Annotated in this window: 10 protein-coding genes; 9 read left to right on the top strand and 1 reads right to left on the bottom strand. The window is 71.9% G+C overall.

Going from position 1 to position 13857, the window contains the following annotated elements; all coding sequences use genetic code 11:
* The first annotated feature begins 350 nt into the window (after positions 1–350).
* The 6 genes from ACWGI6_RS19550 to ACWGI6_RS19525 all read left to right on the top strand — a co-directional run bounded on the left by ACWGI6_RS19550 (position 351) and on the right by ACWGI6_RS19525 (position 9330).
* Complete coding sequence (locus tag ACWGI6_RS19550; RefSeq protein ID WP_453268671.1) at positions 351–578, top strand: type A2 lantipeptide; 228 nt, start codon at positions 351–353, stop codon at positions 576–578.
* Between the two features lie 177 nt (positions 579–755).
* Entirely contained in the window at positions 756–1562 is an 807-nt protein-coding gene (locus ACWGI6_RS19545; RefSeq protein WP_453268670.1) for an HlyD family efflux transporter periplasmic adaptor subunit, read from the top strand.
* A complete protein-coding gene (locus ACWGI6_RS19540) occupies positions 1559–3847 on the top strand; it encodes an NHLP family bacteriocin export ABC transporter peptidase/permease/ATPase subunit (protein ID WP_453268669.1) in 2289 nt (762 codons plus the stop codon). The genes ACWGI6_RS19545 and ACWGI6_RS19540 overlap by 4 nt, the downstream gene beginning before the upstream one ends.
* A gap of 1 nt (position 3848) precedes the next feature.
* Complete coding sequence (locus ACWGI6_RS19535) at positions 3849–6743, top strand: NHLP bacteriocin export ABC transporter permease/ATPase subunit (protein ID WP_453268668.1); 2895 nt, start codon at positions 3849–3851, stop codon at positions 6741–6743.
* A gap of 100 nt (positions 6744–6843) precedes the next feature.
* Entirely contained in the window at positions 6844–7302 is a 459-nt protein-coding gene (locus ACWGI6_RS19530) for a cyclic nucleotide-binding domain-containing protein (protein WP_453268667.1), read from the top strand.
* A gap of 93 nt (positions 7303–7395) precedes the next feature.
* Positions 7396–9330, top strand: coding sequence for an alkyl/aryl-sulfatase (locus ACWGI6_RS19525; protein ID WP_453268666.1), 1935 nt, complete (start codon positions 7396–7398; stop codon positions 9328–9330).
* Positions 9331–9339: 9 nt separating this feature from the next.
* Here ACWGI6_RS19525 and ACWGI6_RS19520 read toward each other — a convergent pair whose 3' ends face one another.
* Complete coding sequence (locus ACWGI6_RS19520) at positions 9340–10563, bottom strand: PucR family transcriptional regulator (protein ID WP_453268665.1); 1224 nt, start codon at positions 10561–10563, stop codon at positions 9340–9342.
* A 318-nt stretch (positions 10564–10881) separates the two neighbouring features.
* Between ACWGI6_RS19520 and ACWGI6_RS19515 the strand changes: the two genes are divergently transcribed.
* The 3 genes from ACWGI6_RS19515 to ACWGI6_RS19505 are packed head-to-tail and all read left to right on the top strand — an operon-like array spanning position 10882 to position 13819.
* Complete coding sequence (locus tag ACWGI6_RS19515) at positions 10882–11949, top strand: ABC transporter substrate-binding protein (protein ID WP_453268664.1); 1068 nt, start codon at positions 10882–10884, stop codon at positions 11947–11949.
* On the top strand, positions 11949–13034 hold the full coding sequence (locus tag ACWGI6_RS19510; protein WP_453268663.1) for a FecCD family ABC transporter permease: 1086 nt from the start codon (positions 11949–11951) through the stop codon (positions 13032–13034). The genes ACWGI6_RS19515 and ACWGI6_RS19510 overlap by 1 nt, the downstream gene beginning before the upstream one ends.
* Positions 13031–13819, top strand: coding sequence for an ABC transporter ATP-binding protein (locus tag ACWGI6_RS19505; protein ID WP_453268662.1), 789 nt, complete (start codon positions 13031–13033; stop codon positions 13817–13819). Before ACWGI6_RS19510 ends, ACWGI6_RS19505 begins: the two co-directional genes overlap by 4 nt.
* The last annotated feature ends 38 nt before the right edge of the window (positions 13820–13857 follow it).

Raw genomic sequence — 13857 nt, 5'->3', positions numbered from 1 at the left:
GACGAACCCCCACGCTGACCTGCAGCTCAGCGGTTTGATGCGGGAATGTCCAGTTCGTCGAACGAGCGGTTACCGGTGCGTCAAAAGTGAAACTGGAGAAGTTGTGGAGAAGCTGCCACCAAGTCATGGATGCGCGTGCACTTCACGTAATTCGGCGAGGCGTTGGGGTCGAGATCGGTGGTTCTCCGATTAGCAGCGCAACGCGCCCGCATGCTTTGATCCTTCGCACCGCGGTAGTCACACCATCGGTGCCCGTTTGCGGGTACCGGACTGCCGCAGCCGCGGCCGGGCCACCCCACCGGACGGTTCGGGCGCAGCTTTTTCGAGATATTCATCCGAAGGGAAACATCATGAACTCCACCCCCCAGGTTCAGACCCAGGAAATCTCCGACGCCGACCTGGACAACGTGTCCGGTGGCCTCCTCAACGGCGCGGTCGGCACCGCCACCAACACCGTTGACTCCATCGCCCCCGTCTCGGGCGCCGTGGGCACCGCCACCGGCCTGGTCGACGGCGCCACCGGCGTCAACGCCTCGGGCGTCGTCGGCACCGCCACGGGCCTCGTCTCCGGTCTCTGAGTCGTCCCTGTGCCGCTGAGCGGTACAGCCGGCTTTGAACGGTGACAACGGCAGGTCGGCGCCCCCTCCTTGCCGACGTGCCGGGCCGAGTGCCCCGGATCCCTGGCTGTGCCCGGGACCGGGGCGCACGGCCGCCATCCGTCTGAAACAGACCATTGCAGTTGAGGGAAGAGTGTCGTGGAGTTCCGCCAACAGGCCCTTTCCAAGCTGCAGTCGCCCGAAGAAATCGACGTGCCGGTGCGCTTCGCCCGGCCCCAGGGCCTGCTGGTGTTGATCGTCACGGTCCTCTTCGTGATCGCCGCGTCCCTGTGGGCGGTGACCGGCACCGTGTCGTCCACCCTCAGCGCACCCGGAATCCTCACCCACGGCCAGGGCAGCTATATCCTGCAGAGCCCCGTCGCGGGCCAGGTCACCGCCGTACTCGCCGAAGAGGGCAAGCGGGTGGCCGCCAACACCCCGGTTCTGAAGGTTCGCACCGCCCGGGGCACCGCCGTCGTCCGCACCCTCGCCGCCGGCCGGCTGACCACGATGGTCGCCACGATCGGATCCGTCGTCACCACCGGCGCCGATGTGGCCTCCGTGGAGCGGGTCGCCCATGCCGGCGACCCCCTGACGGCAACGCTGTACGTACCGGCCGAGAGCGGCGCCACCGTCCCCGTCGGCGCCTCCGTCGACCTCACCGTCCAGTCCGTGCCGAGCCAGCAGTACGGCGTGCTGCGCGGGCGGGTCAAGGCCGTCGGCAGGACCGCGCAGACCCGTCAGCGGATCGGCGCCTACCTGGGCAACAGCCAGCTCGGCGAGCAGTTCTCGCAGCACGGCCAGCCCCTCGCGGTCCTGGTGAAGCTCGATGCCTCCCCGCACAGCGCGTCCGGCTACGCCTGGTCGACGTCCGGCGGCCCGCCGTACGCCGTCGACTCCATGACGCCGGCCACCGGCGCCGTTCATCTGGCCGCGCAGCACCCGATCGATTGGCTGCTGCCATGACCGCCACCGAAGACTCCGCAGCCGCGCAGCAGCAGCTGCCGCCTCCGGGCCGCGGCCGGCACCGTCCCGAGCCCGCGCCCGGCGCCCGCCGCACCCGCCGTGCGGCGCCGCCCGCCCCGAAGCCCAAGAAGACCAAGGCCGTACGCACCCCCACCGTCCTCCAGATGGAGGCCGTGGAATGCGGTGCCGCCTCGCTTGCCATGGTGCTGGCCCACTTCGGACGGCATGTACCGCTCGAAGAGCTGCGGATCGCCTGCGGTGTCTCCCGCGACGGCTCGCGCGCCAGCAATCTGCTCAAGGCCGCCCGCAGCTACGGCCTGCAGGCCAAGGGCATGCAGATGGAACCGTCCGCGCTCGCCGAAGTGCAGGCGCCGGCCATCCTGTTCTGGGAGTTCAACCACTACGTCGTCTACGACGGCACCGGCCGGCGCTTCGGCCGCCGCGGCGTCCGCATCAACGACCCCGACAAGGGCCGCCGCTTCGTGGCGACGGAGGACTTCGACACCAGCTTCACCGGTGTCGCCCTGGTCTTCGAGCCGGGCGAATCCTTCCGCAAGGGCGGCCGTAAGCCCGGCGTCCTCGGCGCGGTGCCCGCCCGGATGCGCGGTACCACCGGCACCCTGCTGGCCGCGCTGCTGGCCAGTCTGCTGCTGGTCGCGGTCGGTGCGGCGGTGCCAGCCCTGAGCCGTACGTACATCGACATGTTCCTGATCGGCAACCAGACCTCGCTGCTGGGGCCGCTCTTCGCTTCGATGGCCGCGATGGTGGCGCTGACCGCCGTACTGACCGGTCTGCAGCAGGCGAATCTGCTGCGCGGCCGCATCATCTCCTCCACCCTGACCAGCGCCCGCTTCCTGCGCCATCTGCTCAGACTCCCGGTCACCTTCTTCGCCCAGCGCAGCCCGGCCGACCTGGTCCAGCGACTGCAGTCCAACGACGCGGTGGCCGAAACCCTGGCGCGCGACCTCGCCGCCGCGGGCGTGGACGGCATCGTCGTCATCCTCTACGCCGTCCTGCTGTGGACCTACGACCCCCAACTCACGGTCATCGGTGTGGGCATCGCCCTGCTCAACGTCGTCGCCATGCGGATCGTGATCCGGCTGCGGGCCACCCACACCCAGAAGCTGCGCGCCGACACGGCCCGGCTCACCAACACCTCCTACACCGGTCTCCAGCTCATCGAGACGATGAAGGCCACCGGCGGGGAGAACGGCTACTTCCGCCGCTGGGCCGGACAGCACGCCACCACGCTGGAGGTGCAGCAGCGCCTCGGTGTGCCGAGCGCCGTGCTGGCCATGGTCGCGCCCACTCTGGCCACCCTCAACAGCGCACTGATCCTGTGGATCGGCGGACTGCGGGCGGTCGAGGGCCATATCTCCATCGGTCTGCTGGTCGCCTTCCAGGCGCTGGTGACCCGCTTCACCGCACCCATCACCCGGCTCAACGGAGTGGCGGGCCGAATCCAGGACTTCGCCGCCGATGTGGCCCGCCTCAAGGACGTCGAGAGCTTCCCCGTCGACACCCTCTACTCGCGCCCCGAGCCGGACGCCGACACCCGCAGGCTCAAGGGCCATGTGACGCTGGAGGAGATCAGCTTCGGCTACAGCCCGCTGGACAAGCCGCTGCTCACCGGCTTCTCCCTGGCCGTCGGCCCCGGCCGGCAGGTCGCCCTCGTCGGCGGATCCGGCAGCGGCAAGTCCACCGTCTCCCGGCTGATCTCCGGGCTCTACAGCCCCTGGGAAGGCACCATCCGCATCGACGGACAGCGTCTGGAGGACCTCTCCCGCAGCGCGCTGGCCGCCTCCGTGTCCTTCGTCGACCAGGACATCTTCCTCTTCGAGGGCACGGTCCGCGACAACGTGGCGCTGTGGGACCCGTCGATCCCGGACGACGCGGTCATCACCGCCCTCCAGGACGCCGCGCTCTACGACGACGTGATCGCCCGTCGCCCCGACGGCATCCACAGCCGGGTCGAACAGGACGGCCGCAACTTCTCCGGCGGGCAGCGGCAACGCCTGGAGATCGCCCGCGCACTGGTCCGGCGCCCCAGCATCCTGGTCCTCGACGAGGTCACCAGCGCCCTGGACGCCCAGACCGAACAAATCATCATGGACAACCTGCGGCGGCGCGGCTGCGCCTGCGTCGTCATCGCCCACCGGCTGAGCACGGTCCGCGACAGCGACGAGATCGTGGTCCTCGACCACGGCGTGGTCGTCGAACGCGGCCGGCACGAGGACCTGGTCACCGCCGGGGGCCCGTACGCCGAGCTGGTCAAGGAGCACTGACGTGTCATCCGTACCCCCGCCCGCGGTCGTGGGACCGGGCGACACCGATGCGGTGACGCAGGCGCTGGGCAGCCTCGGCACGCCCGTCGACTGCACCGGGCTGCGCAGCGTTCCCCTGGAGGGCCCGCATGTGCTGTGGCTCGTCACCGGCGGAGCGCTGGACCTCTTCGCGGTCGACGCCGCCCAGGAAGGGCACTGGCACTTCCTCGGCCGGCTCGAAGCGGGCACCCTGCTGCTCGGCCCGGTCGCCGGCCCGCACCACACCCTGCTCGGCCGGCCGTCGCAGGACTGCCTGCTGCGCCGGATCCCGCTGCGCGAGCTGCCCCGGTACGAGTACGGGGACTTCGGCGACACCGGGTCGTATCCGCAGTACGGCGCGCAGGGCGGCTATGGCTACGACCCCGCGTACGGCGGCCAGGGCGAGGCACCCTCCGCGCTGGAGCACGCCTTCGCGCTGGGCACCGCCCGCAGCCTGGGTGTGCTGTTCGAGGCCCCGCTCGACGGCCGGCCCGCCGACGAGGCGGTGGCCGACGACGACATCCTGTGGATGCCGGTCCCGCCCGGCAGCGTGCAGTACGGCGCCTCCTACAGCGCGGAGGCGGCCGGCGATCTGCTGGTGGACCCCGCGCTGTGGCAGCAGATGGTCAATCAGCAGTACCGGCTGCTGTCCGCCGTCGACCGCTGGATCGAGCAGCTGGAGCGCGCCCACGAGGACCGCACGGCGGCCGGCATCAAGGCGGGCGAGGCTGTCCGCGAGCGGGCCGACCAGGCGCTGATCGCGTCCATCGGCCGCCAGGACCGGGGCGGGCGGGGCAGCGCCGAGAGGGACCGGGCCGGCGACGACGCCACCTTCGCGGTCTGCCGCACGGTCGCGGAAGCGGCCGGGATCACGCTCACCGAGCCGCCGAAGGGCGGCGCCGCCAACGACCGCATCACTCCGGTCGAACGGATCGCGGTCAGCTCGCGGATCCGGACCCGGGCGGTCCGGCTCCAGGGCCGCTGGTGGCGGACCGACACCGGACCCCTGGTGGGCCACCGCGCCAAGTCCGGCGCCCCCGTGGCGCTGGTGTGGCGCCGGGGCCGCTACGAGGCGGTCAACCCGGCCTCCGGGCTACGGATGCGCATCGGCAAGGACAACGCCGATGAATTCGAGCCCCGCGCCGTCATGTTCTACCGCCCGCTGCCGGAGCGGTCCATGAGCCTGTGGCGGCTGATGCGCTTCAGCCTGCGCGGTACGCGGATGGACCTGCGGAATCTGGCCCTCGCCGGGCTGGTGACGGTGGGTCTCGGTGCCCTCGTCCCCCTCGCGACCGGCAAGGTGCTCGGGGAGTACGTCCCGAGCGCCGACCGGAGCCTGATCGTCCAGGTCTCCCTGGCCGTCATCATCACCAGCGTCGTCTCCGCCGCCTTCATGCTGCTGCAGAACCTCACCGTGCTGCGGATGGAGGGCCGGATCGAGAGCGCGCTGCAGCCGGCCGTGTGGGACCGGCTGCTGCGGCTGCCGACGAAGTTCTTCACCGAACGCTCCACCGGCGAGCTGGCCAGCGCCGCGATGGGTATCAGCGCCATCCGGCGGGTGCTGTCCGGACTCGGCCCGGTGGCCGTGCAGGCCACGACGGTCGGCGCGATGAACCTGGTGATGCTGCTCCTGTACAGCGTGCCGCTGGCGCTGGCGGCCATCGCCATGCTGATCGTCATCGGTGCGGTGTTCCTCGCCATGGGCCTGTGGGAGCTGCGCTGGCAGCGACGGCTGGTCAAGCTCGGCAACAAGCTCAACAACCAGGCGTTCCAGACCCTGCGCGGTCTGCCCAAGCTGCGGGTCGCCGCGGCCGAGAGCTTTGCGTACGCGGCCTGGGCCCGGGAGTTCGCGCGCTCCCGTGAACTCCAGCAGAAGGCCGGCCGGATCAAGAACCTGACCACCGTCCTCAACGCGGTCTATCTGCCGCTCTGCTCGCTCACCATGTTCATGCTGCTGGCCGGACCGGCCCGCGGCAGCATGTCGGCCGCCTCGTTCCTCACCTTCAACACCTCGGTGACCATGCTGCTGACCTCGGTCACCCAGATCACCGGCGCCTTCGTCTCGGCCGCCGCCGCACTGCCGATGTTCGAGCAGATCCAGCCGGTGCTGGACGAGAAGCCCGAAGTGCGCGGCGCCAGCGCCCAGCCCGGCGCCCTCTCCGGCGGCATCGAGGCCAAGAAGCTGTCCTTCCGCTACACCGACGACGGCCCGCTGGTCCTCGACGATGTCTCGCTGCGGGTCCGGCCCGGCGAATTCGTGGCCGTCGTCGGCCCGAGCGGCTGTGGCAAGTCGACCCTGCTGCGGCTGCTCATCGGCTTCGACAAGCCCACCTCGGGCCATGTGCTCTACGACGGCCAGGATCTGGCCGCCCTGGACCAGGCGGCGGTGCGCCGCCAGTGCGGGGTCGTGCTGCAGAACGCCCAGCCCCTCACCGGATCGATCCTGGACTGCATCTGCGGCGCCGAGTCCTTCACCCAGGAAGAGGCCTGGGCGGCCGCCGAGATGGCGGGCCTGGCCGAGGACATCAAGCGGATGCCGATGGGGCTGCACACCATGATCTCCGGTGGTGGCGCCATCTCCGGCGGCCAGCGGCAGCGGCTGATGATCGCCCAGGCGCTGGTCCGCCGTCCGCGGATCCTGTTCTTCGACGAGGCCACCAGCGCCCTGGACAACGAGACCCAGCGCATCGTCATCGACAGCACCCGCAAGCTGAGCGCCAGCCGTCTGGTGATCGCGCACCGGCTGTCCACGGTCATGGACGCCGACCGCGTGATCGTCATGGCGGACGGCCGAGTCGTCGAGCAGGGCGCCCCGGCCGAGCTGCTCGCCGACACCGGCGGTTGGCTGCACGACCTGGTCCGGCGTCAGCTCACCTGAGCCCGCCGGTGGTCTGCCGCACCGCTGCCCTGCCCGGCCGAGCCTCCCCGGAATCCCCGTAAAGCACCGCATATCGTGCAGGTAGCGAGCGGAGGATGCGATGGCCAACAGCAGAAACCTGTTCCATGCGATGCCGCCCGACCGGCGTCGGCGGCTGACCGATATCGCCGTCGAGGTGTCGATGCCGCGGGCCACCCGCCTCTTCGAGGAGGGCCGGCGGGCGGACCGTTTCTGGATCATCCACAGCGGTCAGGTGGCGCTCGATCAGCGGGTCCCCGGGCGCCGGGCGGCGGTCGTCGAAACGCTCGGCCGGGGTGAACTGCTCGGCTGGGCCTGGCTGTTCCCGCCCTACCTGTGGCACCTGGGAGCGCAGACCGTCGGCCCGGTGGAGGCCGTGGAGTTCGACGCCAGGGTGGTCCGCGACCTGTGCGAGTCCGATCCCGTCCTCGGCCGGGCGATGTACCGCTATGTGGCCGAAACCGTGGCCGACCGGCTGCACGGCACGCGCGTCCGCCTGCTGGACCTGTACGGCCCCCAGGGCAGCGGCCTCGACCCCTGACCGTCGCGCGGGCGCCGGCTTGTGACGGATGACTGCCGACGCTGTGTCCGCTCACCATGAACCCGAGCCGCCGGCCGCACCACAATCGCCTCCATGAGCACTGCGGACATCAGCGAGCCGACCGCCCACCACGACCAGCCGCCCGCCCGGGACGACGCACAGGACCTCGCCGACGCCGACCGCGGCTTCGTCGCCGGTCTCGACCCCTGTGTCGTCCGGGACGCGGACGGCCGGGTCGTCTGGGACAACGACGCCTACGCCTTCCTGGCCGACGAGTGCCCGCCCACCGCGCACCCCTCGCTGTGGCGTCAGAGCCGGCTCGTCGCCCGGCAGGGCCTCTACGAAGTGCGGCCGGGCATCTACCAGGTACGCGGCCTGGACCTGTCCCACATCACCTTCGTCGAGGGCGAGCGCGGTGTCCTCGTCATCGACCCGCTGATCAGCGCCGAGGTCGCGGCCGCCGCCCTGGCCCTGTACCGCGAGCACCGGGGGGAGCGCCCGGTCACCGCCGTCCTCTACACCCACTCGCACATCGACCACTTCGGCGGCGTACGGGGCGTGGTCGACGAGGCGGACGTGGCCGGCGGCCGGATTCCCGTGATCGCACCGGCCGGCTTCCTCGCCCACGCGGTGAGCGAGAACGTCTTCACCGGCCCCGCGATGGCCCGCCGGGCCGGCTACATGTACGGCGCGCTGCTGCCCAAGGGCCCGGCCGGCCAGATCGGCTGCGGCCTGGGCCAGACCACCTCGCTCGGCTCCATCGGCCTGATCGCCCCCACGCTGCACATCACCGGGACCGGCCAGGAGGAGGTGATCGACGGCATCCGGATGGTCTTCCAGCTGACGCCCGGCACCGAGGCCCCCGCCGAAATGAACTTCCACCTCCCCGACCTGCGGGTCCTGTGCGTCGCCGAAAACGCCTGCCACACCCTGCACAACGTCCTCACCCTGCGCGGTGCGCTGGTCCGCGACCCCAGCGCCTGGGCCCGCTATCTCACCGAGACACTGCGGCTGTTCGCCGGCACCACGGACATCGTCTTCGCCTCCCACCACTGGCCCACCTGGGGCCAGGAGCGTGCGGTCCGCTTCCTGGAAGAACAGCGCGACGCCTACGCCTACTTGCACGACCAGTCCGTACGGCTGATCAACGCCGGGCTCACCGGATCCGAGATAGCCGAGGAGCTGCGCTTCCCGCCCGCGCTGGAACGCGCCTGGCACACCCGCGGCTACTACGGCACCCTCAGCCACAACGCCAAGGCCGTGTACCAGCGTTACATGGGCTGGTTCGACGGCAACCCGGCTCATCTCTGGCAGCACCCGCCGGTGGCCGCGGCCACGCGCTACGTGGAGTACATGGGCGGCGCGGACGCCGTACTGGCCAAGGCCCGCACGGCATGGGAGGCCGGCGACCTGCGCTGGGTGGCCGAGGTCGTCCACCACGTCATCTTCGCCGAACCGGACAACGCCGAGGCCCGAGCGCTCCAGGCCGATGCCCTCGAACGGCTCGGCCACGGTGCCGAGTCCGGGCCCTGGCGCAACTTCTACCTGATGGGCGCCGCCGAACTGCGCGAGCACACCACCGGCACCCGCACCCCTGCCGCAGGGCGCACCCGCATCGCGCCCGACCTCCTCGCCGCCCTCACCCCCGAGCAGATCTTCCAGTCGATGGCCGTCCGCATCAACGGCCCCCGTGCCGGCGACCAACGCCTCCTGCTGCGCTGGGAAATCGCCGCCCCTCCGGCCGGCACCGACGGAGCCGACGGCCTCGCCACCCCGGAGACCTGGACCCTCCTCCTCTCCAACGGGGCACTCACTCCCATGCCCGGCGACGCCCCGCGCGGCGAGAAGCCCCACGCCACCCTGCGTCTGGCGCGCACCACGCTGAATGCCGTCCTCAGCGGTGCCACCACCTTCCCTGAGGAGATCGCGGCCGGAACGGTCACCCTCGACGGCGACCCCCAGGCCCTCCTCACCTTCAGCGCCCTCCTGGACAAGCCCGACCCGGCCTTCCCGATCGTCACGCCGTAGGGGGCGTCGTCACACTCCCCGGCGGACCCCGGAAGCCGGCCGGCCCGGCTCCTCGGCGTCGCGGAGCAGGAGCGCGGCGAGTGCCAGCGCCGTGCCCCGTGGCGTCGAGAGGTCGAGCCCGGTCAGCGTGGCGAAACGGGCGAGGCGGTTGTCGACGGTGTTGGGGTGGAGGGTGAGCAGCCGGGCCGTGGCCCGCCGGTCCTGTGCCTGTTCCAGATGGGTGCGGAGGGTCTCGATGAGTTCGGGCCGGTCGGCGACCGGGTCGAGCAGGGCGGCAATCCGGTCGCTGCCGGCGCTGGGACGGGACAGCTGGTATTCGAGCAGCACGTCATCGAGCCGGTGCAGCCCGGCGGGGTGTCCGCAGGCGCGGGCCACCCGGACGATCCGTGCGGCGGTGCGTGCCGCCTCCGGGATCTCCGTGCCGTGTTCCGCGTGCACGGCAGCGAACCGTACGCCCGGACCGCAGACCCCGTCGAGCAGCTCGGCGAGTACGGGCGGCGGCTGTACCCGGCCGGGCACGATCGCCCGGCCCCCGGTGCCGTCGAGCAGGGCGGGCACCTCCCTGCCGAAGGCGCGGTCCAGCGCCGCCTGCAGCCGTCGCACCACGCGCCGTGCGGCGACCGGGGCCCGGGGACCGTCCGGCAGCTGTACGGAGAGGACCAGCGACGGCCCGTCGAGGCCGCTGCCGGCCGGAGGAGGTGCGGTGCCCTCCAGCAGCCCGCGTACCAACGAGCGGCGCTCTGCGCGCCGTTCGGAGGCGAGGGCGGCCTGCTCGTCGAGGTAGGTCTCGGTGACCGTGCGCACGATCCGCTGCTCGGCCCCGAACAGCCAGTCGGCCAGCTCGACCAGCGCGGCGTCCTCGCCCGGCCGGGCGGCGTCCCGCAGCGCCTGCCACAGCACCCACACCCCCACGCAGTGCGTGGTCAGCAGCAGATGCAACGGCATGCCCTCCTCGGCCCGCTGGGCGGCGCGCTCGCGGAAGACATCGAAGTCGCCGGGGACGGTCCGGGGATCGCGCACCACCCGGTCCAGGAACAGCCGCAGTCCGTGCCGGGCGGTCGCCGCGATCTCCACATCCTTGACGTCGGCGGGGAGTTCGGCATAGCCGGGCAGCTGCTCGAAGACGTCCCGGGACATCAGCCGGGCGAGTGCGTTCACCCGGGGCGCACAGCGCGCCGCCAGCGACCGGGCGGTGTCGGACAGGGCCGGGACCGCCGAGTCCGGATCCGTCACGTCGGACGCACCGGACGCACCGGACGCAGCGGAGGCATCGGACGCAGCGGAGGCATCGTTCACACCAGCCCCACCGGTCGTACCGGCCCCATCGGCCGTACCGGGCACGCCCGTCGTCATCAACCGCCTCCCGGTGCCGCTGTGACGCGCCACCCTAGCCCGGCCGGCTTCCGGCGGGAAAAGAGCGCTGCCGTCCGGAACCGCCCCCGCCACCCGGCCGACTACCTGTGCCGGGTCGCGCCTGCGGCCCGTCGGCCGCTGCTGCGGCGGGTGAGGCGGCCGGGTGCACCGGCTGGTGATGCGTAGGGGAGAAGCGCCATGCGTTCTGGGAAGTTGTGCGGTGCCGCGGTGGTGGTCGCGCTGGCCGCCACCGCGTGCGGCGGCAGTGGGGGAGACGGTGGCAGGGACACGGCCGGGGGCGCCCACGGGCCGGGCTTCCCCGTGCGGATCGCCGACTGCAAGGGTGCCACCACCACCTTCCCGGCCGCGCCGCGCAAGATCGTCACCAGCAACGCCGCCGCGCTGGAGATGCTGCTGAGGCTGGGGGCGGGCGACCGGGTCATCGGGACCGGATTCCCGCCCGGCAAGGGCACCTTGCCCGGCGCCCTGGGGGCGCAGGCCCGGAAGGTGCCGGTGCTGGGGAAGTCCGTGATTCCCAAGGAGAAGCTGCTCGGCTCGGGTGCCGATCTCTACATCGACACCTTTGCGTCGATGAACTCGATGGGCCGTGCCGGTGACGCGCCGAGTGAGGAGGAGTTCACGGCGGCGGGCATCAAGCACCTCTACCTGGCGTCCACCGCCTGCGCCCCGATGGCCGGGAAGGCGCAGCGCGATCTGTCCGGTGTGGAGGGCGACATCAAGCGGCTGGGCGCGGTGACCGGCACCAGGGAGCGGGCGGACGCGCTCGTGGCGGGGATGCGGAAGAAGACCGACAAGGTGCACCGGGCGGTGGGCGGCATCGCCCCCGCCGAGCGGCCGACGTACTTCTTCTTCGACTACGACGCGGGCACCAAGCAGCCGGTCGCCGTCTGCCGCAAGCAGGTCGCCAACGCCGTGATCGGCCAGGCCGGGGCACACAATGTCTTCGAGGGCTGCGACGGCGACTTCAAGCCGGTCTCCTGGGAGGAGGTGGTCGCCAAGAATCCGGACTGGATCCAGCTCGGGGTGCGTCACCGCGGTGACGCGGCGGCCGACGCCAAGGCGTACGACGAGGCCGCCGCGTTCCTGAAGAGCTTCCCCGCCACCAAGGGGCTCGCTGCCGTGCGCAACGGCAAGTTCCTGCGGATCGGCTCGGAGCGCACGACGATCGCCGGTGTCGGTAACGCGGACACCGTCGAGGAGATCGCGCACACCGTCCATCCCGAACGGTTCAAGGCGGCCCGCTGATGGCTCCGGTGGTCTCCGGGCCGCACGATTGCGAGGAGCGGACCGAGCGCTACGAGCGCCGCACACCACCCGCCGGACCGCTCGCCGTGGGGCTCGGCCTCGCCGTGGTGGTGGCGCTGACCGCCGCGGTCTGCCTGGGCTCCACCGATATCGCGCCCGCTCACGTCTGGTCGGTGGTGTTCCGGCGGCTCGGCGGTGCGCCGCCCCGGCCGGGCACCGACGACCTGATCGTGTGGCAACTGCGGGTCCCCCGGGCACTGTTGGCGGCTCTGGTGGGTGCGGGGCTGGGGCTGGTGGGAACGGCGACCCAGGCGCTGGTGCGCAATCCGCTGGCGGACCCGTATCTGCTCGGCATCTCCAGCGGCGCCTCACTCGGCGCGGTCGCCGCCATCGTGCTGGGCGCCGGCGCGGGCGGAGTCCTGGGGCTGGGGCTGTCGGCGGCGGCGTTCGCCGGAGCGCTGGCCTCGTTCGCGCTGGTGTGGTGCATGGCCCGGCGCGTCGGGGGCTTCTCACCGCTGCGTCTGGTGCTGGCCGGCGTCGGCATCGGGCAGTTCCTGTCCGGCCTCACCAGCTACCTCGTGCTCCAGGCCGGCGATGAACAGCAGACCCGCAGTGTGCTGTTCTGGCTGATGGGCAGCCTGAGCGGGGCCACCTGGAATGTCCTGTGGCTGCCGGTACTCGCCGTCGCCGCCGGGCTGTTGGCACTCCAGGCGCGGGCCCGCGCCATGAACGCCCTGATCATGGGCGATGAGACCGCGGCCGGCGTGGGCGTGGACGTCACCCGGCTGCGCAGGGAGCTCTTCGTGGTGACCGGTCTGCTGACCGGCGTACTGGTCGCGGTCTCCGGAGCCATCGGCTTCGTGGGCCTGATGGTGCCGCATCTGTGCCGGCTGGTCATCGGCGGCGACCACCGCCGGCTGCTGCCGCTGTCCGCGCTGACCGGTGCGTTGCTGCTGGTCGTGGTGGACATCGTGTGCCGTACGGCGATGGCCTCCCAGGAACTTCCGGTAGGAGTCGTCACCGCGATGATCGGGGCGCCCGCGCTGCTGTTCATCCTGGACCGGCGGATGGGGGCGGGCCGGTGAACGTCGAGATCGAGGATCTGCAGGTCGGCTACGCGGGCCGGAATGTCGTGGCCGGAGTGCAGCTGATGGCGGCCGACGGCGAGATCGCCGGGCTGGTCGGCCCCAACGGCAGCGGCAAATCCACCGTGCTGCGGACCGTCTACCGGCATCTGCGGCCCACCGCCGGGCGGGTGCTGCTGGCCGGGGCCGACATCCGCACGCTCACACCGGGACAGACCGCACGCCGGGTCGCCGCGCTGCCGCAGGAGCGCGGCAGCGATTTCGAGCTGACCGTGCGCGAGGTGGTGACGATGGGCCGTACGCCCCACAAGCGGGCCTTCGCGGGCGAGGACCACGCCGACCGGGAGAGCGTGGCCCGCGCGCTGGCCGCCGTCGGCCTGGCCGGGCAGGGCGCCCGCCGGTTCTCGACCCTGTCCGGGGGCGAGCGTCAACGGGCCCTGCTGGCAAGGGCGTTCGCCCAGGACCCGGCGGTGCTGGTACTGGACGAGCCCACCAACCACCTCGATGTCCGGCATCAGGTGGAGCTGCTGACGCTGCTGCGGGCGCAGCGCCGTACGACGCTGATCTCGCTGCACGATCTGAACGCCGCGGCGTCCCTGTGCGACCGGCTGCATGTGCTGCACGCCGGGCGGGTGGTGGCGTCCGGCACGCCCCGAGCGGTGCTGACGCCGTCGCTGCTGGCCGAGGTGTTCGGGGTGCGCGCCGCGGTGACCGAACATCCGCTCACCGGCGACCCGTTGATCGCCTTCGATCACCGGGAGGCGTTGCCGGCCGGGGACGGGTGACGGTCGCCGCGCCCGGGCAGCGGCGGGCACCCCGCCCC

The organism is Streptomyces sp. NPDC054786 (assembly GCF_053611685.1).
Note: the sequence above shows the minus strand (reverse complement) of the source record. Positions and strands in the feature narration are given on the sequence as shown.